The following is a 19,841-nucleotide window of genomic DNA, read 5'->3' as shown; positions in this document are numbered from 1 at the left end:
AGTAATTTATTGCAATTCGTCGTTTCTAATAATTAAAAAATTAGCTCATCATTGAAATTGATTTTCCACTTCTAAAAGATGAATGATATCTTTAACCCATGGCGATGCCTGAGGTACAAATCCATAACCAAATAACTGATGTTGAAAAACTAATCCTTTAGCAGTTAAAAGATGGCAAATTGAGTAGATATCATCATCAGTCATAGAAAAGACATCATTTAGATGTTTAATAACACCTCTATTAATATCGTCATTAGTATCAAGAAGACCATTGTTAAGATGATATTTATATATTTCAACAACAACTTGAATGCTATGTATAGATAAGGATGATAGAACATCAATCAACTCATTAAATCTTTCACTTTTATTTCTAAAATCTACATCTGCGACGCCATTAATATATGCATTGAGTAAGTAATCTATCTTTTGTCTTGTAGTAGCAATTGATAATGCAATAAGAACTTTAGCCGTATAACCTAGAAACTCATTACTCTGTACTAAATGATTATCTAAATTTATCTCTGATGCTTTTAGCCTGCGAATTAGTTCTTCAGCATTATTCTGGTTCCGGACTTTAAATACACCCGTTAAAAATCCTAGGGTGGCTACACCTAATGTTTCATCAAACGTACTTTTAACTACAGACGTGATAACAGACTCACTAATAGTTTTTGAATCTCCATACTTACTCATGGCTTAATTCCGCTTATGAATCAACGCACGCGCCACGCTTGAACCATTGCGGCGACCTAAGAACTCACTGATACGCTCGCCAGCGACGACCAGTTTATCCAAATCGATACCCGTGCTGATACCCATACCATGCAGCATATATACTACATCTTCGGTGGCGACATTGCCCGTTGCGCCTTTAGCATAAGGACAACCACCTAAGCCAGCGACGGAGGTATCAAACTCACTGACACCCATTTGTAATGCAGCCAAAGTATTGCTCAATGCTTGACCATAAGTGTCGTGGAAATGACCCGATAGCATAGAGATATCAGCATACTCAAGTGCAGCTTGCAATGCTCGTTGTACTTTGAGCGGCGTACCCACACCGATCGTATCAGCAATGCCAATCTGCTCTGAACCGATCTCAATCAATCGCTTGGTGACATACGCTACTTGACTGGGGTCAATCTCGCCTTCATAGGGACAACCAACCGTACAAGAGATAACGCCACGTACCTTTATGCCTTGGGCTTTTGCTGCAGCAGCCACTGGTGCAAAACGTTCGATACTCTCATCGATACTACAGTTGATGTTTTTTTGACTAAAGGTTTCACTGGCTGAGCCGAAAATAACGATTTCATCTGGGCGATGCAAAATAGCACTTTCAAAGCCACGCATATTGGGCACCAGTACCGAGTAGCAAACGTCCGTCTGCCGCGTAGGCGCTAGCGCGTCGAGCAATGCGCTGTTATCACCCATTTGTGGCACCCACTTTGGCGAAACAAAACTGGTCGCCTCTAGTTTTTTGACACCCGCCGCAATTAAATCATTAATGAGCATTTGCTTAACCTCAGTCGGCACCGTCATGGATTCGTTTTGTAGTCCATCACGCGGACTGACATCAACGATGGTGACCTGTTCAGGGTACGAATACTTTGGATACGAATGGCTCATACTTGTCGTCCTTTTTGCTATTTGCCCTTTTATGAGGCTTTTTTATTAGGCTTCGTCAGCTATGCGCTTTCGCTATCGATGCGCAATAGCTCATCACCATCAGCGACCAAATCACCTGCTGCAAATAATAGCTCTGCTACCACACCATCTGTTGGTGCGGTAATCGTGTGTTCAATTTTCATGGCTTCGATGACGGCAAGTGGCTCGCCTTTTTTCACAGTATCGCCAACAGCTACTTTGAATGCAACCACTTGTCCTGGCATTGGCGACTTCAAACTGCCGACCGCTGCTGTGTCTTCGCCCACATGTGCCATGATATCAATAAGCGTAATTTCATCACGTCCGCTATCTGTGAATACGTAGACCGTCTCGTTATTTACCCAGCTTTGGGCACTGATACGTGCACCTTCTAACCACAAGGTATGATTGTGCGCGTCACTGCTATCATAGCTGATCTGACCTTCATAAACCGTTTCGGTCTGAGCCGCTACATTGATATTGCTATCATCCTGCGTATTCGCGATTTCTTTACCAATGACGAGCGTAAAACTACTGAGATTATCGTCGCCTTTTTTGCTATCAGCACCACTCGCATTATACCAATTACTGATGCGAGCGCTATAAGCCTGCTCATCATAAACGAAGCTAAATGAACGAGTATAATCGCTATACGCACGGAAACCCGTTGCCTTGCTAAATGGATCTGAGCCCTGAGTAGTCGCTTCGCTCGCAAGCTGCTGGGCAATAGCAGTCACCACAAGCGTCGATAATCCAAGCGGATGCTGATCAAAAAGCTTATCCTGCTCACGCTCTATCAAGGCTGTATCAAGATTGGCTTTGCTAAATGAATCGGTATTTAAAATATAACGCAAAAATGCCACGTTGTTTGGCAGACCAACGATACGCGTCTGTGCCAATGCACGATCTAGTCTCGCCAACGCTTGCTCGCGCGTAGGAGCATGCACGATAAGCTTAGCAATCATAGAATCGTAAAAAGGACTGATCACATCACCTTCACGTACGCCATCATCGATACGCACATCGGTAATGTTGAAGGTACTATGCTCAGGCTTTTGATAAGTAAACAACGTACCTGTCGCTGGCAAGAAATTATTGTCAGGGTTTTCGGCACAGATACGCGCCTCAATTGCATGACCGTTGATAGCCAGATCGTCTTGCGTTTTTGGCAATGGCTGACCTGCCGCCACCAACAGTTGCCACTCGACCAAATCGACACCCGTAATGGCTTCACTAACTGGATGCTCGACTTGCAAGCGCGTGTTCATTTCCATGAAATAAAAATTCATAGAGTCTTCGCGCTGCTCAACGATGAATTCAACCGTACCTGCACCCACGTAATCGACAGCACGTGCTGCTTCGATTGCCGCTGTGCCCATCGCTTCACGCATGGCAGTATCGACACCGGGCGCTGGCGCTTCCTCTAATACTTTTTGATGGCGACGCTGTACTGAGCAATCACGCTCAAACAGGTGCACATAATTACCATGCGTGTCACCGAATACTTGGATTTCGATATGACGTGGTTTTAGTGCGTATTTTTCGACCAACACTTGATCATTGCCAAAACTGGTAATCGCTTCGCGACGGCACGAGTCTAATAAATCAATAAAGTCGCTGCTTTGCTCAACGATACGCATGCCTTTACCGCCGCCCCCTGCACTGGCTTTAATCAAGACAGGATAGCCAATATTATCTGCCTGCTGCTGCAAAAACTGAGCTTCTTGATTGTCACCATGATAACCCGGTATCAGCGGCACGCCAGCCGACTCCATCAAGCGCTTAGACTCAGACTTGCCGCCCATAGCACGGATAGCATCCGCCGATGGGCCGATAAATACTAGACCAGCATCTTGGCAAGCCTGTGCAAAGTCTGCATTTTCGCTCAAAAACCCATATCCTGGATGGATTGCTTGGGCGCCAGTCTCAAGCGCTATCGCAATAATAGCATCGCCTTTGAGATAACTGTCTTTCGGTGCCGAACCGCCTAAATAGATGGCCTCATCACAGACAGCCACATGCTTGGCCTCACGATCCGCATCAGAATAAACAGCAACGGTACTGACGCCAAGACGCTTAGCAGTCGCGGCCACTCGGCAAGCAATTTCACCACGGTTGGCGATTAGAATTTTAGAAAACATAACTATCCCTGTGTCTTGTCATTATTATTTGACGTCTTGTCTATTTGCCTATCATTGTTCTGCTACTAGTTAGTCTACTGTCAGCCAATCAGGTTTACGCTTTTGCAAAAACGCTTGCACCCCCTCGCGGCCTTGTTTTGATGAGCGGATATCAGCGATACCTTTGACCGTGTCAGCAATCAGCTCATCTGTAATAGGTGCACCAGCGACATCGTGTAATAGCTGCTTGCAGGTTTTTACCGCATCAGGGCTATTTTTGACGACCTTGTTACAGAACGCAGCCACTTCATCGGCCAGCCCTTCTTCGCTAACACGCTCATGGATAAAGCCAAGCTGACGTGCCTTTTTGGCATCAAACACTTCAGCACTTAAGAAATAACGCTGCGATGCTCTAGCGCCTAGCGCGCGGATAACATAAGGACTGATAGTGGCAGGTGCCAACCCTAAACGGACTTCACTGAGGCAGAAATTAGCAATTTTGACCGCAATAGCTACGTCGCAAGCAGCGACTAGACCCATGCCACCTGCGTATACATCGCCTTGAATAGCCGCGACTGTTGGCTTAGGACATTCATAAATAGTCTTAAGCATTTGCGCCAACTTATCAGCATCCGCTAGATTCTCTTCATAGCTATAATCCGCCATGGCACGCATCCAATTGAGGTCAGCACCTGCGCAAAATGCCTTGCCAGCTGCTGCTAGCACAATGACACGTACTTCATCATCAGCACCAAGCGTATTGAACGCATCGGTTAGCTCGGCTATCATTTCATCGTTAAAGGCATTACGTATCTCAGGGCGGTTTAATGTCACTGTCGCCACGTGCTGCTCGACGTTAACCAGTAGGCTTTTATAATTATTTATATTTTGTTGCATTGTCTTCTCTTTTTTTAGTCACTATCTACTATTTTTACTAATGGTATTTATTGAGTATCGTTAAATATTAAAAACTGGTTACATTCTAAAGACCCCAAAAGTCGTCTCTTCAATCGGCGCGTTATATGCAGCGCTTAGTCCTAAGGCCAATACATTACGAGTATCAGCAGGATCAATCACGCCATCATCCCACATACGTGCGGTAGCATAATACGGATGCCCTTGCTCTTCATACATTTCGCGAATCGGCGCTTTAAATGCCGCTTCGTCCTCATCACTCCACGCTTCACCCTTACGATCAAAATTATCACGTTTGACCGTTGCTAGTACCGATGCGGCTTGCTCACCGCCCATGACAGAGATACGCGCATTTGGCCACATCCATAAGAAACGCGGACTATAAGCGCGGCCACACATACCGTAATTACCAGCGCCGAACGAGCCACCGACGATAACGGTGAATTTTGGTACTTTAGCATTGGCCACAGCCATTACCATTTTGGCACCATGACGAGCGATCCCTTCGTTCTCGTATTTGCGGCCAACCATAAAACCAGTGATATTCTGGAGGAATACTAATGGGATTTTGCGCTTACAGCATAGCTCGATGAAGTGTGTGCCTTTTTGCGCTGATTCACTGAACAAGATGCCATTATTGGCAATAATACCAACAGGCATCCCTTCGATATGAGCAAATCCACAAACCAACGTCGTACCAAACCGTGCTTTGAATTCATCAAAGGCACTGTCATCAACGATACGCGCGATGATTTCTCTAATATCAAATGGCTTGCGCTTGTCCGTTGGAATCACACCATAGAGTTCTTTGGCATCGTAACGTGGCGGACGCGGTGTGATTTGATTGGGAATGTTTTTCGCAGGGCGATTGAGATGGCTAACGATGTTACGGGCAATTGATAGTGCATGCGTATCGTTTTGGGCTAGATGATCGACCACGCCTGATAAACGGGTATGTACATCACCACCGCCCAAGTCTTCTGCCGTGACCTCTTCACCCGTCGCTGCTTTGACTAGTGGTGGACCACCCAAAAATATCGTACCTTGCTCTTTGACGATAATAGATTCATCGCTCATGGCAGGCACATACGCACCGCCAGCTGTACAGCTACCCATAACCACAGCAATCTGCGGAATACCTGCTGCACTCAGATTTGCTTGATTAAAAAAGATACGGCCGAAATGCTCTTTATCAGGGAATACATCATCTTGGTTCGGTAAATTAGCACCACCTGAATCAACCAGATACACACATGGCAGATGATTTTCTTGCGCAATCTCTTGTGCTCGCAGGTGTTTTTTGACCGTCATTGGGTAGTACGTACCGCCTTTTACCGTGGCATCATTACAGACAATCATACATTCGATACCATTGATACGGCCGATACCAGCAATCACGCCAGCAGCCGGAATCTCTTCACCATACATATTATGTGCAGCCATCGGTGCCACTTCTAGGAACGGCGTGCCTACATCCAATAAACGCTCGACGCGCTCACGTGGTAACAGCTTACCACGCGCTAGATGCTTGGCTCGTGCGCGCTCTGAGCCACCTTGGGCAACTTTACGCAAGTGTACATACAGGTCATCGACTATCTCTTGCATAGCGGCACTGTTTTGCTGAAAATCGCTTGAGTTTGGACTCAGTTTACTGGTTATGATAGCGCTCATGATATCCCTTTTTTTCTTATACATAGATAGATACGTAGATGTGAGTAGCTTTTTATATAAATGATACTAACTGCTATTTTTAAGCGTTGCTCACATATAGTCGATTCAATTTAAAAGTAGTACCAGGCAACCGAGTGCAGATGTATGTGTGATACTTCAAGCGAGGTTAACGCTGTAATACTTTTATAGTGAAATGAATATGGTTAGTCTTTTATTTTTTAGAGCAGATAAGCAAGCTTACTACAAACCCAACTCTTCTTTCATTTGCTCAATGATTTTATATTTTTGAATTTTGCCAGTGATGGTCATTGGATATTCAGTCACAAAGCGATAGTAAGTCGGCACTTTATAATGAGCGATATGCTCACTACAGAACTCGCGTACTTCCTGTTCAGTCAAGCAGCCAGGCTCTTTAGGAATAATCCATGCCGCGAGTACTTCACCATAACGCTCATCTGGTATACCCACGATTTGCACATCACGAATCTTTGGATGACGATAGAGATAATTTTCAATTTCTACTGGATAGATATTTTCGCCGCCTCGAATCACCATATCTTTACTACGGCCGACGATTTTGACATAGCCGTCTTCATCCATTGTGGCCAAGTCACCCGTATGCATCCAACCATCTTGAATCGCCTCACGCGTTTTAAAGCGGCTGCCCCAATAGCCTTTCATCACTGAATAGCCACGCGTAAGCAACTCACCTGTCTCACCCAGCGGGACAATTTCACCTGTTTCTGTATCGACGACCTTGACCTCAAGCGCAGGCTGTACCAGTCCTACCGTCGAGACTTGTTTATCAAGTGGCGTGTGCTCATTGGTCTGGCAAGATACGGGACTGGTCTCTGTCATGCCATAGGCAATGGTAACTTCGCTCATATGCATCTTATCGATAACACGGCGCATGACCTCAATCGGACAGCTAGAGCCAGCCATGATGCCAGTACGTAAGGTAGACAAATCAAAGTTTTCAAATTCAGGATGGTCAAGCTCTGCGATAAACATCGTTGGCACGCCGTGCAGACCTGTACATTTTTCTTCTTCGACTGCTTGTAATACGGTCAATGGCTCAAAGCCGTCGTTTGGATATACGATACAGCCACCATGCGTGAGAATCGCTAGATTACCAAGCACCATACCAAAACAATGATACAAGGGTACTGGAATACATAGTCTGTCCTCTTCAGTGAGGTTCATGGCCTCACCGATGAAGTAGCCGTTGTTAAGGATGTTACGATGGCTTAGGGTGGCACCTTTTGGTGTACCAGTTGTACCACTAGTAAACTGTACATTGATCGCATCAGTGTTTTTAAGCTGAGCTTGGCGCTCGGCAACACGTGGATCGTTAGCATCGCCCTCGCTCATCCACGCAGAGAATTTTTGCATAAAGCCGAATGTCTCGTCCGACTCTGGCTCATCAATCCAAATGATACGTTCAATCGTTGGAATCTCGACCAAATCAAGCTGAGTGTAGTCTTTATGGTAAATTTCAGGACATAGCTCACGGATTAAACTTGCGTAATCACTGGTTTTGAAATGACGCATCAGTACGAGCGCTGAACAGCCCAGTTTATTTAAGGCATATTGCAGCTCAAAGGTACGGTAGGCAGGATTGATATTGACGAGGATAACGCCGACTTTTGCCGTGGCCAATTGCATGAGCAACCATTCAGCATTGTTGTGTGACCAGATACCGATACGATCGCCAATCTCTAATCCCATTTCAATCATGCTACTGGCTAGCTGATTCACTTGCTGCTGTAGCTCACGATATGTCCAGCGGATATTTTGATGGCGAACGACCAGTGCTTCGCGCTCAGGATATTTAGAAACAATAGCATCAAAAAAGTCACCGATTGTCGCTTCAATCAGCGGTACATCAGGACCTTTGTCATAGCTTTGAGTAAGTGGTGCATTGGCTGAGCGTGCGCCCATATTGATACTAGGAATGTTGTTTAGAATAGTGTCGAAGTCAACGTGAGTCGAATCGAAATCAGGAGTTTGAGTCATAACGAGTCCTTTCGTTTTACTTTTTATATTATTTATAAATAGCACTTGTCAATAGCCTGCGTGCAAACCTTCTTCCTTGGGCAGGTCTTACATAGCATTCAGCTACTATAACGCCATCAATGAAAGCCTGTCAACAATATCAATACAGTATGTATCATTTAATTAGATAGTCTGCCTTTCTACTTAGTAAAAGGTAGCATAGAATCATGGCAAATATTTGACACAAAAAAGCCAGCCACATCATAAATAATGGGCTGGCTCAATCATCGATACTGTCTTTTCAAAGAATTGTCTGGAAAGCATCTAATAAAGGACATTATTTATAAATGATGTGCTTTTATTAGTTTTTCAAAAGACGGTATTTCAATCATTATGCCTTAGGAACTGCAGGCGCTTTAATCGTTACCGTTGCGCTAACCACTTCATTATCATCAAGCAAATCCATGATTAGCTCATCATCACTCTCAGTCTTCACTTGCCAATTACCTGCTGCTTGCGGTACACCCGTCACCATCACAGAGATGGCTTTATTTTTTAGGCGAATCATTGGTGGCTTATGATCATAACCACTATGCTCGTGACCTAAGATATCATCAGCGATAGTCGTAGCCTGCGCGCGTAATGGCGCAACATAACGACAAGCGACACCATTGATAGACATACAGTCGCCGATGGCATAGATATTCGCTGCATTGGTACGCAACGTCGCTGCATCCACCACGATACCCGTACGGCGATCGAATTCCACACCAGCCGCAGCAGGTAATTGCTCATCGACTGTCAGACCTGTACTGGCAATCACATGATCTACAATTAGTGGTTCGAGCGGCTGAGTATCAGCATTGTCTGCATCCGATGATAATGGGGCATAGTCTACCTGTAGCTTCTCGGCATCTTCGCTGTCATTGCTATTGTCATCGTCATTAACACGAGTGACAGCTGATACTTGATAACCACCTAAGAATTGAATACCTTGCGACTCGATCGCTTTGGCGATACGTGCGGTCGCTTTTGCTGGTAGCATCTGCGAAAGCGGTGCATCGTTTAAATCAATGAGCGTTACTTTATGACCAGCTTTAAGCAGGTCTTCTGCGATTTCTGTACCCACCATACCAGCACCAACGATCGCAACGTGCTGGCTACCTGTTGCTAGCTTTTCTTGTAGCTGGCTAAAACGCTCGATATGATTGACATGCCAGACCAAATCTTGCGGCAGACTTTTAGGGAAGATAGGATGCGCGCCCATCGCTAGTACCATTTTCTCATAGCCAATAGTCGTCAGTGCGTCATCTGACTGCGCAGTAGAGCGCACCTGTACAGTTTGGCTCACTGGATCAATATCTGTCACTTGCGTATTGGCTAACAACGTCACTTCTGCTGTGTTCGCCGCTTCGCTACCAGATGCCCGTACCAAATCTGATGCTCGTTTGTTTTGGCTGATTGCCATCGTCAACATCGGCTTATGATAACGGTCGCCACTATCAGCCGTGATTAATGTGATTGGAATCTCTGTGTCTTTGGCACGAATGGCATCAATGACATGCCAGCCTGCCAGTCCTGCACCAATAATAACCACACCTTTTTTTGCTGCTGGGCTCGATGCCACAGATGGATTTTCTACGCTCATATAAACTCCAAGATGGTTTATGAATTATTTTAATTATCAAAAATATTGACCGCTATTGTATCAGTAAACAGCCATTCACTCACCTGTCTAACAATGTAATCATGCACGTCAGTATCCAATCTTACATAAGCGCTTAAACTCAATCTATAAATCGACTCCCATAAAAAAAGCGCCTACTAATGAGACACTTCTTTATGAAAAGAAATCGTTATTCTAAAGATTTCTTTAAACGAGGGCGATAATTTTAATGATTTAAAATCTTCGATAAGAACATCTGCGCACGGTCACTTTTCGCGCCTTCAAAAAACTCATTCTTACTACAGTTTTCTACGATATGACCTTCATCCATAAAGATAATACGATTGGCCACCTGACTGGCAAAGCCCATTTCATGCGTCACACACATCATGGTCATACCATCACGAGTCAGCTCGACCATCACATCTAGCACCTCTTGAATCATCTCAGGATCAAGCGCAGAGGTTGGCTCATCAAATAGCATTGCTACGGGATCCATTGCCAACGCTCGTGCAATCGCAACACGCTGCTGCTGACCACCAGAGAGCTCCGCTGGATATTTCGCCGCTTGTACCGTCAGACCAACACGATCTAGATAGGCCATCGCTTTTTGTTTGGCCTCAGACTCTTTACGACCCAACACTTTGATTTGTGCCACGGTCAAATTATCAATAATAGTCAAATGTGGAAACAACTCAAAATGCTGAAACACCATGCCAACACGGCTACGTAACTTGGGCAAGTTGGTCTTTGGATCACCGACAGAGATACCATTGACCATGATGTCACCTTTTTGAAAAGGCTCAAGTCCATTCACTGTCTTAATCAAAGTTGATTTACCACTACCCGATGGACCACAAACAACAACGACATCACCTTTATGTACATGCGCCGTACAGTCAGTCAGTACTTGAAAGTCTCCATACCATTTACTGACATTAGATATCTCAATGACCATCTCATCACTAGCATGACCACTATTGGTAACCAGCCCGCCAAAGGCATTTAAGTACGTATCAGCATTGCTCATCACTGGCTCCTAACCACATTATTTTCGATAATCATTATTTAAAAAAGGTAAATCAAACATTCAAGCTATTAATACTTACAAGCGATAGGCGTATTCAAATAACTATATTAAAACCGCAAACGCTTTTGTAATTGTTGCACACCAATAGAGGCACTTAAGCTAATCACAAAATAGACAGCACCAGCACCTAAGATATACGGCGTTAGTAAGCCCATTAGCTCACCGCGAACGTAGGCTGCGCGGAAAAAGTCGGTCAAACCAATGGCAAATACCAGTGTCGTATCTTGGAATAAGATAATACACTGCTGCAAAATCAGTGGCAGCATCTTACGAAAGGCTTGTGGCAAGATGACCAGACGCATGGTCTGCCCATAAGTCATACCGAGCGCTTTGGCCGCATTGACCTGCCCGCTACCAATCGATTGAATACCAGCACGTACTACTTCTGAGAAGTAAGCCGCCTCAAACATCATAAATGCAACCACGCAAGAGGCAAACGCAGCATCGAGTTGCAGGTACTTACCCGCTACCCAAAGATAAATCATCGGTACGGCGAAATAAAACCATAGCAGTACCAATAGCAACGGCACGGAGCGGAAGTAATTGACGTATAGTTTGGCTGGAATCTCAAGCGCTTTAATACCTGACAAACGCATCAATGCCAGTACAGTTCCTAAACTAATACCGCCCAAAATAGCCAAAAACAGCACTTTTAAAGTGGTAAGCATGCCACCCATCAAACTAGGATAGGCTGTTGCCAATTCGGTCATATTCATTTCTGACCTCCCGCAATAAGCCCAGGCACACGCAATTTACGTTCAATCAATCCCATAATAGCGATCAAGGATAAATTGAAAACCAAATAAATAATCGTCGCGTAAGTATATATCTCGATACTATTTTGAGTATATTCGCTGATGGTTTTGGTTTGGCTAATCAGCTCCATTACCCCCACTAGCGAGGCCACAGAGGCGTTTTTGAAGCAGTTGGTCAGCTCAGAGCTGAGCGGTGGCAAGATAATACGAAATGCCTGCGGTAGCAGTACTTCTTTATAGACTTGTGGAATGCTAAACCCTAATGCATAGGCCGCATTAATCTGTCCATCTGGTAATGACTCAATACCCGTCCGTACCTGTTCAACGATACGAGCAGCGGTAAATAGGCCAAGACCGATACTGGCTGATAACATGGCTGAGGTATTCGGAGACAAATCCTTATACCACCATTCTTGTATCGTCGGCGTGAGCCAGCCAGGGGCGATATAAAACCAAAAGAACAGTTGAACAAGCAGTGGAATATTACGAAAAAATGTCACATAAGCCGTACCGATTGCACGAGCGGTCTTGTTGGGCAAGGTACGCATGATACCGAAGATGGTACCGACGACCATCGCGATGGCCCAAGCGATACTGCCAATCAATAGCAGCCAGCCAAGACCAGTGATCATCCAATGGATATAGAGCTCGTTGCCAATACCAGTCTGCTCAAAGAGCACACCCCAGTTCCAGCTATAATTCATGGTTGTCTCTCCAAGCAACGATTGATAAGCCTATACGTCAAATAAAATTACTGGTTATCTGAACGTATAGGCAAGCTATGTTGAGGGACAATGAGCGTTACTGCGCTGCTGCTTCTTTAGGCTGAGCGCTGTCATGCGGATTGGCAATCAAGGCCTTTAAGTTGTCTGACATCTCAAAGTTTAGATTGACGTTCTTTGGTGGGATTGGGTTCAAGAACCACTTGTCATAAATGCTATTGATTTCGCCTGAACTAAAGACATTAGCAAGTGCTTCATCAACCACAGCTTTGAATTCAGGATCATCCTTACGCATCATACAACCATAGATTTCAAACGACTGCGGCGTACCGACGATGACCCACTCATCAGGATTTTTTGCTTTGGCTTTTTCGCCCGCGAGCAATACATCATCCATCATAAAGGCATCAGCGCGACCATTTTCTAGCATTAGGAAGCCTTCGCCATGATCTTTTGCTGAGATGATATTGGTATCCATTTTATTATCATCATTGTACTGACGGATATAACGCTCTGAAGTCGTGCCTGCTGTCGTTACCAAAGTTTTTCCTTTTAGGTCTTCAAAATCTTGAATACCAGAATCTTTTTTGGTCAACAGACGCGTACCAATTTCAAAGAAGCCATTAGAGAATGCGACTTGCTTTTGACGTTCTTCGTTATTGGTGGTTGAGCCACACTCAAAATCTACCGTGCCGTTTTGTACCAATGGGATGCGAGTCTGCGAAGTAATCAAATTATAGCGAACGTTGAGGTCTGGCATGTTTAGCTTTTGCTTAACGGCTTCAACCACTTTCATTTCCAAGTCGTGCGCATAGCCAATCGGTTGGTTAGGATCATCAGCGATATAGGAGAAAGGAATAGAGGAATCACGGTGACCGACGACGATAGTGCCAGAGTCTTTGATTTTCTGTAGCGTACCGTTGGTCGTGGTTTCTGTCGTCGTTGCATCATCTGCTGGCGCATCAGTGCTGGTCTGGCTGCTGTTATTACATCCCGCTAAACCTAATGCCATAACAGCAGCTAAAGTCAACGGTTTGGAAAATGAGTATGTCATGAAATACATCCTTTTATCGCAAGATTGAGTGAGTGCTTGGACGACATAGGTCTGATTGACCAGACTGCCCCGCATCCGTACGGTTGTTGCTGTTGTTTATCACAATGCAACTTAATGTTACTGTACAACAAATTTGCAGTAGAGGGTGACTTTTTTTTGAGAGAGTACATATTTATGAATATATTTATATCCTGGCTATAAATTGATGGCTCATAGCGGCTATCTACTCAGAGCTTTGTACAAACAGCTGCTTGGTTGTTTAAGCTAATTATTGACAATTACTACTCATAATCATCAAAACAGTCTGCTAAGTGAGATTGATAAATCGGCAGTAATCCCCATAAAGCAAACAACTTCTCTATACTACAAATGACTTATGACTCAAGATATCCAAGTCCCACATACGGACAGCCAAACTACTGGCAACCATAGCAGCAACGACATTCGCCAACGTTTTTTTGTTGAAGACTCTCCTGTGCGCGGTGATGTAGTACGCCTATCACGCAGCTATGCGAGTACGATTGCGCAAAAGCCGTACCCCGAAGCCATTAAACGTTTATTGGGTGAGATGCTGACCGCAGCGAGTTTGCTAATCAGTACGGTCAAAATCAACGGTCGCCTATCTATTCAGTTGCAGTCATCAGACAGTGACAGCTTACTAAACTGGGCGATGGCAGAATGCGATCAAGACGGTATCATTCGTGCGCTTGCTAGCTGGAAAGGCGAGACGGATGAGCAAGTACAAGCGTGGGACAATATGATCCATGCCAAAGAAGCGTTTGCTGAACTTGGTGCGATGGGACAAGGCGTATTGTTTATCAATATTCAGCCTGATGGCGGTGAGCCATACCAAGGTATCGTTGAGCGTAGCCACGACAATCTAGCGGACTGCTTAGCACATTATCAAAAGCAATCAGCCCAGATTCCAACGTTGATTAACTTGGCATCTGATGGCCTGCAAGCCGGTGGTATCTTGGTACAAATGCTACCGCGTACTGCTGGAGAAACGTCTGAAGTTGAGCAAAACCAAGATGCAGGTATCGATGATGATTTATGGACACGTTTGTCTGTATTGACACGCACGGTAAAAGCAGAAGAACTAACGACACTGGATGCTAACGAAATACTCTATCGCTTGTATCACGAAGAAAACATCGTGGCCCCTGAGCCTGCCCCTCTGTCATTTGGTTGCACTTGCTCACGCGAGAAGTGTGAAATGGCAATCGAACAAATCGGTGAAGCAGAAGCATTAGATATCGTCGAAGAGCAAGGCGGTACATTTGAGATGGATTGTGGATTCTGCGGTGAAGTCTATAAATTCAATAAAGATGATGTAGCAGCGATATTTGCTGAGTAAGTTTTCTTACTTACTATAAGTCAATGTTTATAAAAAAACCCTCAAGCGTCATGCTTGAGGGTTTTTGTTTTATACTGAGTTTTTACATTACTGGTATTAGTTATGAGTAGCTTTTGGCAAGAATTGTTCATAAGTTGGGGCGGTAATGCTGTTCTAGTTGGCTTAATTGCTTATATTGGCAAAATATACTTCGAGAGAATTGGTCGCAAGGAACAAGCATCTATTGATGAGCGTTTAAAACGTCTAGAACAAGATCACGAGAAAATATTAAATAAAGACGAACATTTTCATCAAATATCACAGCAAACATATCAAGCACTATTTGAACGTAAGATAAAAGTTTACGATGAATTACTGAACCTAACAATTGTGTTTGAAAAACTAACTTACCCAAAATTTTCTCAATGGGATGAAATGGAGGCAGAAAATAGAATCGGTTATTTATTTTTGATGTCAAGGCTTCATACTGAACTGTCAACGACATATTCAGCTATAGATAATATAATTTCAAAAAATATTACCGTTTTAAGCCCTCAGCTTTCTGAAAAATTTTTAACCTGGCTAGTTTACTTTAGATCTGAATTTGACTCACATAATAAAGAAAACCTAGATAAGAGCCTCAAAAGTATGGGAGAAGCTTTCTTATCTCAAACTAACAGTAATAACAGGCAAATCAAAAACCTTCTTGAAGAAAGTGAAAAAAACTCATATAAAGAAAAGATAAATATGCAAAATATCAAAGGCAGTTTACTTTTGAAAAATCTAGAGAAGTTTAATGAAATATTAGAGCAAATAAAAAAAGACTCACTAATGATAAATCAAAAAATCAATCATATTGACTTATAAAGTAGTAGCGCAGATAACTCGAAATAATACACACAACCCTCTACACCGCCACATCTAAACTTCTAGGATAAGAGTGTATGCGCGGACGTCCGGCGTAGTCACTTAGACCATTATCAAGTAGCCATTCAACCACTTGTTCGCGCACTCGCCTACTATGGATTAAGTTCATGTGATTGACGCCATAAAACACTGCTTTATGACCATCTGGCACAAACAAAGCATGCTCAGCGTCATCCTCGCCTAACGCTGAAGCCACCGATACCAAGCTGTCTCCTAGCAGATCCGTTACCTTAGAATCATAATGCGTCTCAAGCAAGGCACTAGCGACAAAGTAAGTTTTAATACCACTTGGCAAGCGTGCAGGATGACGAAAATCTTGTGGTAGTACGCTACGCCCTTCTAATGCTTTCCAATCTGCATCACGAATACTGCCATGACGTAGATCAATGATACCGGCACTGCGCATATCACCGAGCTTGGCCAGTGAGCCCGCAAACGGTAATTTGGCAATAATGTCTTGTACATAATTACCGATACGCTCAAGCACTGCCCCATGATGCGGCGAACCTAGCGTGATGAGATTGCCCACGCGCTTGATCCAGTCTAGGCGATCTTGCTCACCATAGAACAGTGCACTGCGAGAGACCAAGCCGCCCATACTATGTCCGACCAGATCTATCTGACTGATATTTGGGTTATCATCGACCAGCGTTTGTAGCAATTGAGAGAACTTACGGCCGCTACGTGAGATACGTCGACCCGTATTGTAATCCAAATACAGCACCGTGGTATCAGGCTGGCTGACATGAATGGCTTCGCCTAAATCATTATCCGCTTGGGCTTGCCAGCTTAAATGACTCATACATAGACCATGGCACAAAATAGCAATGCGACCTGATAGGCTCTCACTTTGCGGCTTGCCATCTTGAGTGTATAGCATCATCGGAATGGCGAGCGCATTTTGATTATTGACCAGATGATCACCCATGACACCATTGAGTACATTCACCAGTTTTTTTAGTGAGCCTGGTAGTGGCTGCACTGACTTTTGGAGAATCAGGTTTTTGTATATGCGTAGTACAGATGCTAGATTATTACCGACCATTTGCATGACATGACGTATCGTGCCATAGATACGTCCAGTAAATCCGCGCGACCATTTATTTAAATGTTTGTCATTGAAGCGGCCTAGCGGACGCAAGATAATTTCACGGTGAATGGCTTCTACGATTTCTGTAATCTCAACCACACCCATGGTGGCAAGCTGCGCCAATCCTTCAAAAAAATCAGCCAAAGACACAGGTGTTTTGTTGATTTCATCACTGTCATCCGAATCTGCTAGTAGCTTGACCAGTTCATCCATATCGATGGCTTCGAGTTGGTCGATTTGCTCGTATAGATGACTGTGTAGCGGTACACTAGCGTCTGGGACAAAATGCGCATCGAGCTCATGGTGAGTACGAGTATAGCTGCTATCGTTTTGAGCGTCGCTGTCACTAACACTGTCGTTATAAAACACCTTTGGACTGCTCATAATATTTGCACATTCAGCGAAAAAAGTAATGGTCTATATTATCCTGTAACGGCAGTAAAGAGAAGTGAATGGTTTGACTTTAGAGCGGGATGACGACTAGCAGAGCTAGATAGGTGATAGACGGTCTCTTTAACTATTAAATCAATATAATAATAAAAAATCCCAAGCCTTAGCTTGGGATTCTTATGGTTATGAGTACTCTGGTTGTGTCTAATATACGCTTACAGCTTATCCATCTACGTCGTACTGTCAGCCGTATCAAATGATTCTGCCAGAATGACATCGCCATCATCGCGAGTAATCATCACAGTCGCTGAGCGAGGAATACTACCGCCAGCGACAGCGCCCCATGTGTTGCCCGGATGCTGGATGTTGATAAACAGCGTTTTGAAATCTGGCGCCATGGTGATACCTGTTACTTCGCATCCTTCAGGACCGACAAAGAATCGTTTGATATTGTCATTGCTAGCAGATGTGCCGACTCGGGTCGACTGCCCTGCCGATGTGGTCGTCATCGATCCATCACTGACCTTACCCGGTAGTGCCGCGAGCAACATACAGCTACTGGTATCAGTATAAGCGCCGTCATCTGTCTGAATCCATAAGACACCACGCGGGTCAAAATATAGCCCATCAGGTGAAGAAAAGTCATTATTATCATTTAATTGAGAAAGGTTTTCTGCTGATAAGTCACTTGGCGCACCAAACAGATAAATATCCCACTCAAAGCTCGTTGCGGCATGGTCGCCGCCTGCTTCTGCCCAGCGAATTATGTGACCATTGTCATTACCAAGCGACTTTCCGCTTGACTGATAGCTACGCGGATTGGAAGCTGAGACAGGCTGGTCGTCACGTACGCCGCGATATTTATTATTGGTCAATGTCACATAGACATCGCCCGTCATAGGACTGACTGATACCCATTCAGGTCGATCCATCTTAGTAGCACCAGAAGCATCGGCAGCGGCACGGGCGAAGACCAATACTTCATCTTGTCCATTGAATGGCAGTACACTATTAAAAGCATCCAGTCCGTTTTGACCGTGGACAAGGGCTTTCCACTCACCGCTACCATCTTCGTTAAATACCGCCACATATAGCGTGCCGTCATTCAGATACTTGTCACCTGCTTTTAGTCCGCCGCCGATGTCCGAGTTGGACCACATTGCTTTGGAGACAAACTTATAAATGTACTCACCTCGGGCGTCATCACCCATATAGAAGACTACTGGCTTACCTTGCTCAACCGGAGCATACGCGCAGTTTTCATGAGCGAATCGGCCCAGTGCAGTACGTTTTTGCGGTATAGAGTTTTGGTCAAATGGGTCAATCTCAGTAATATAACCAAAAGTGTTGAAGCCGTAGCGATAATCTTCCGCAGCACTGGCACCGACTGCGGTCATATCCCAGCGTGAGAACTCGTCTGCTATTTTGGCATCCTTTGCCTCTGGGGTATGCCATAGATACTCCCAACCTGGGAAGTCCTCCACCGCACCGTAGCGCTCGCGCGCATAGTTATCACCAGCGCTCAATTGGCTGGCATCTTGTCCACGGGCAAACACCCCCAAGAAGTTCTCTTCGGTAGTCAGATACGTACCCCACGGTGACAGACCTGCGCCGCAGTTATTATTGATACCGCGGGTCTGATAACCTGTCGGATCAAACTTAGTCTTGACCAGAGCAGAGCCTGCCACAGGGCCAGCCAATTGTGCTGTTGTACTACTGGTGATACGGCGATTGTATTTAGAATCAGGTACCATCTCATAACCCATACCATCTGCGCGGCGAGTTAACTCAACCACCGAGACGCCATGACAATTTACCTCACGGCGCACATCACTTGCGAGACGACGGTTTTGAAAGATAGGCGCAGCATCGTTATCTTGAGTGACGTAATAGCCAAATGGGCTAAGCTCACTGCTATTAACGTATTCATGGTTCATGACTAGCAAGCTGTTTTCTGACGCTTTGGCATCGTACGCATTGCCTTTTTTGCCAAAGAACCACATGCCATCATGGTTGTCGCCCATGCGCCATTCAAACGACTCGGCTGAATTTTCACGGTTATCGCGCCAGTCGTCTAGACCAGGCATCAGCGGTGTACCAAGTGGTAATATCATCTCTGCCTTGTAGCCTGCTGCTACGGTCATCGTATCAGCTGTTGAATGCGCGACTGCTTCAAACTTTAGGGTATCAGGACGCTTTAGATCACCTTGTGCAGGGATAGCGGCATTATCGTCATTACCAACAATACTTCTATCGTCGTCGTCACTACAACCGACCAAAGGTAATGCGCCAAAAAACGCAGCAGCCGTCAACCCTGTGCCACCTTTTAGGATACTACGGCGGTTCAATCGACGATTGATAATCGTCTGAAAGTCAGTATTATTAGTAGGATTGGAGTCTTCAACCACTTCGTGGGCAAGCGTTCGCTCATTGTTCAATAATGTCATTATCAGTCACCTT

General features: G+C 44.7%; 15 protein-coding genes. 2 read left to right on the top strand and 13 right to left on the bottom strand.

Translation table 11 applies throughout. The features are described 5' to 3' along the window. Positions 1 to 48: 48 nt before the first annotated feature. From I3254_RS02170 to I3254_RS02120, 11 genes are all read right to left on the bottom strand, one after another. On the bottom strand, positions 49 to 696 hold the full coding sequence (locus I3254_RS02170; protein ID WP_238050822.1) for a hypothetical protein: 648 nt from the start codon (positions 694 to 696) through the stop codon (positions 49 to 51). A gap of 3 nt (positions 697 to 699) precedes the next feature. Continuing rightward, complete coding sequence (locus tag I3254_RS02165) at positions 700 to 1,632, bottom strand: hydroxymethylglutaryl-CoA lyase (RefSeq protein WP_238050814.1); 933 nt, start codon at positions 1,630 to 1,632, stop codon at positions 700 to 702. A gap of 59 nt (positions 1,633 to 1,691) precedes the next feature. Then, positions 1,692 to 3,791 carry an acetyl/propionyl/methylcrotonyl-CoA carboxylase subunit alpha gene (locus I3254_RS02160; protein ID WP_238050812.1) on the bottom strand — a complete coding sequence of 700 codons (2,100 nt, stop codon included), beginning with the start codon at positions 3,789 to 3,791 and terminating at the stop codon, positions 1,692 to 1,694. A gap of 69 nt (positions 3,792 to 3,860) precedes the next feature. Continuing rightward, the gene (locus tag I3254_RS02155) at positions 3,861 to 4,667 is read right to left on the bottom strand and encodes an enoyl-CoA hydratase/isomerase family protein (RefSeq protein ID WP_238050810.1); all 807 of its coding nucleotides are present in this window, start codon (positions 4,665 to 4,667) and stop codon (positions 3,861 to 3,863) included. A gap of 78 nt (positions 4,668 to 4,745) precedes the next feature. Then, entirely contained in the window at positions 4,746 to 6,356 is a 1,611-nt protein-coding gene (locus I3254_RS02150; protein ID WP_238050808.1) for a carboxyl transferase domain-containing protein, read from the bottom strand. A 240-nt stretch (positions 6,357 to 6,596) separates the two neighbouring features. Continuing rightward, positions 6,597 to 8,372, bottom strand: coding sequence for an AMP-binding protein (locus I3254_RS02145; RefSeq protein ID WP_238050806.1), 1,776 nt, complete (start codon positions 8,370 to 8,372; stop codon positions 6,597 to 6,599). Positions 8,373 to 8,742: 370 nt separating this feature from the next. Continuing rightward, complete coding sequence (locus I3254_RS02140) at positions 8,743 to 9,999, bottom strand: FAD-dependent oxidoreductase (RefSeq protein ID WP_238050804.1); 1,257 nt, start codon at positions 9,997 to 9,999, stop codon at positions 8,743 to 8,745. A 244-nt stretch (positions 10,000 to 10,243) separates the two neighbouring features. Then, entirely contained in the window at positions 10,244 to 10,975 is a 732-nt protein-coding gene (locus I3254_RS02135) for an amino acid ABC transporter ATP-binding protein (RefSeq protein WP_238050848.1), read from the bottom strand. 179 nt (positions 10,976 to 11,154) lie between these two features. Then, positions 11,155 to 11,823 (bottom strand): ABC transporter permease subunit, encoded by a 669-nt coding sequence (locus tag I3254_RS02130; RefSeq protein ID WP_238050802.1) that lies wholly within the window; start codon positions 11,821 to 11,823, stop codon positions 11,155 to 11,157. Beyond that, positions 11,820 to 12,566, bottom strand: coding sequence for an amino acid ABC transporter permease (locus tag I3254_RS02125; protein ID WP_057758328.1), 747 nt, complete (start codon positions 12,564 to 12,566; stop codon positions 11,820 to 11,822). The genes I3254_RS02130 and I3254_RS02125 overlap by 4 nt, the downstream gene beginning before the upstream one ends. A gap of 97 nt (positions 12,567 to 12,663) precedes the next feature. Next, positions 12,664 to 13,638: a glutamate/aspartate ABC transporter substrate-binding protein gene (locus I3254_RS02120; protein ID WP_193834219.1), complete on the bottom strand. Its 975-nt coding sequence runs from the start codon at positions 13,636 to 13,638 to the stop codon at positions 12,664 to 12,666. Between the two features lie 376 nt (positions 13,639 to 14,014). Between I3254_RS02120 and I3254_RS02115 the strand changes: the two genes are divergently transcribed. Continuing rightward, positions 14,015 to 14,995 carry an Hsp33 family molecular chaperone HslO gene (locus tag I3254_RS02115; RefSeq protein WP_238050800.1) on the top strand — a complete coding sequence of 327 codons (981 nt, stop codon included), beginning with the start codon at positions 14,015 to 14,017 and terminating at the stop codon, positions 14,993 to 14,995. Positions 14,996 to 15,097: 102 nt separating this feature from the next. Then, positions 15,098 to 15,841 carry a hypothetical protein gene (locus I3254_RS02110; protein WP_102091650.1) on the top strand — a complete coding sequence of 248 codons (744 nt, stop codon included), beginning with the start codon at positions 15,098 to 15,100 and terminating at the stop codon, positions 15,839 to 15,841. A gap of 40 nt (positions 15,842 to 15,881) precedes the next feature. Here the strand turns inward: I3254_RS02110 and I3254_RS02105 are convergent, their stop codons facing one another. After that, positions 15,882 to 17,375, bottom strand: coding sequence for a GPI inositol-deacylase (locus I3254_RS02105; RefSeq protein ID WP_238050799.1), 1,494 nt, complete (start codon positions 17,373 to 17,375; stop codon positions 15,882 to 15,884). A gap of 236 nt (positions 17,376 to 17,611) precedes the next feature. Continuing rightward, positions 17,612 to 19,828, bottom strand: coding sequence for a PhoX family phosphatase (locus I3254_RS02100; RefSeq protein WP_238050794.1), 2,217 nt, complete (start codon positions 19,826 to 19,828; stop codon positions 17,612 to 17,614). Positions 19,829 to 19,841 lie beyond the last annotated feature (13 nt).

It is taken from the genome of Psychrobacter sp. Ps2 (genome assembly GCF_022129405.1).
Lineage (GTDB): Bacteria > Pseudomonadota > Gammaproteobacteria > Pseudomonadales > Moraxellaceae > Psychrobacter.
This window is presented reverse-complemented; position numbering and strand designations above follow the sequence as displayed.

Bases quoted from the DNA above. Each gene is read 5' to 3' on its own strand.
- I3254_RS02170 (WP_238050822.1), bottom strand. From the start codon at position 696: ATGAGTAAGTATGGAGATTCAAAAACTATTAGTGAGTCTGTTATCACG.
- I3254_RS02165 (WP_238050814.1), bottom strand. From the start codon at position 1,632: ATGAGCCATTCGTATCCAAAGTATTCGTACCCTGAACAGGTCACCATC.
- I3254_RS02160 (WP_238050812.1), bottom strand. From the start codon at position 3,791: ATGTTTTCTAAAATTCTAATCGCCAACCGTGGTGAAATTGCTTGCCGA.
- I3254_RS02155 (WP_238050810.1), bottom strand. From the start codon at position 4,667: ATGCAACAAAATATAAATAATTATAAAAGCCTACTGGTTAACGTCGAG.
- I3254_RS02150 (WP_238050808.1), bottom strand. From the start codon at position 6,356: ATGAGCGCTATCATAACCAGTAAACTGAGTCCAAACTCAAGCGATTTT.
- I3254_RS02145 (WP_238050806.1), bottom strand. From the start codon at position 8,372: ATGACTCAAACTCCTGATTTCGATTCGACTCACGTTGACTTCGACACT.
- I3254_RS02140 (WP_238050804.1), bottom strand. From the start codon at position 9,999: ATGAGCGTAGAAAATCCATCTGTGGCATCGAGCCCAGCAGCAAAAAAA.
- I3254_RS02135 (WP_238050848.1), bottom strand. From the start codon at position 10,975: ATGGTCATTGAGATATCTAATGTCAGTAAATGGTATGGAGACTTTCAA.
- I3254_RS02130 (WP_238050802.1), bottom strand. From the start codon at position 11,823: ATGAATATGACCGAATTGGCAACAGCCTATCCTAGTTTGATGGGTGGC.
- I3254_RS02125 (WP_057758328.1), bottom strand. From the start codon at position 12,566: ATGAATTATAGCTGGAACTGGGGTGTGCTCTTTGAGCAGACTGGTATT.
- I3254_RS02120 (WP_193834219.1), bottom strand. From the start codon at position 13,638: ATGACATACTCATTTTCCAAACCGTTGACTTTAGCTGCTGTTATGGCA.
- I3254_RS02115 (WP_238050800.1), top strand. From the start codon at position 14,015: ATGACTCAAGATATCCAAGTCCCACATACGGACAGCCAAACTACTGGC.
- I3254_RS02110 (WP_102091650.1), top strand. From the start codon at position 15,098: ATGAGTAGCTTTTGGCAAGAATTGTTCATAAGTTGGGGCGGTAATGCT.
- I3254_RS02105 (WP_238050799.1), bottom strand. From the start codon at position 17,375: ATGAGCAGTCCAAAGGTGTTTTATAACGACAGTGTTAGTGACAGCGAC.
- I3254_RS02100 (WP_238050794.1), bottom strand. From the start codon at position 19,828: ATGACATTATTGAACAATGAGCGAACGCTTGCCCACGAAGTGGTTGAA.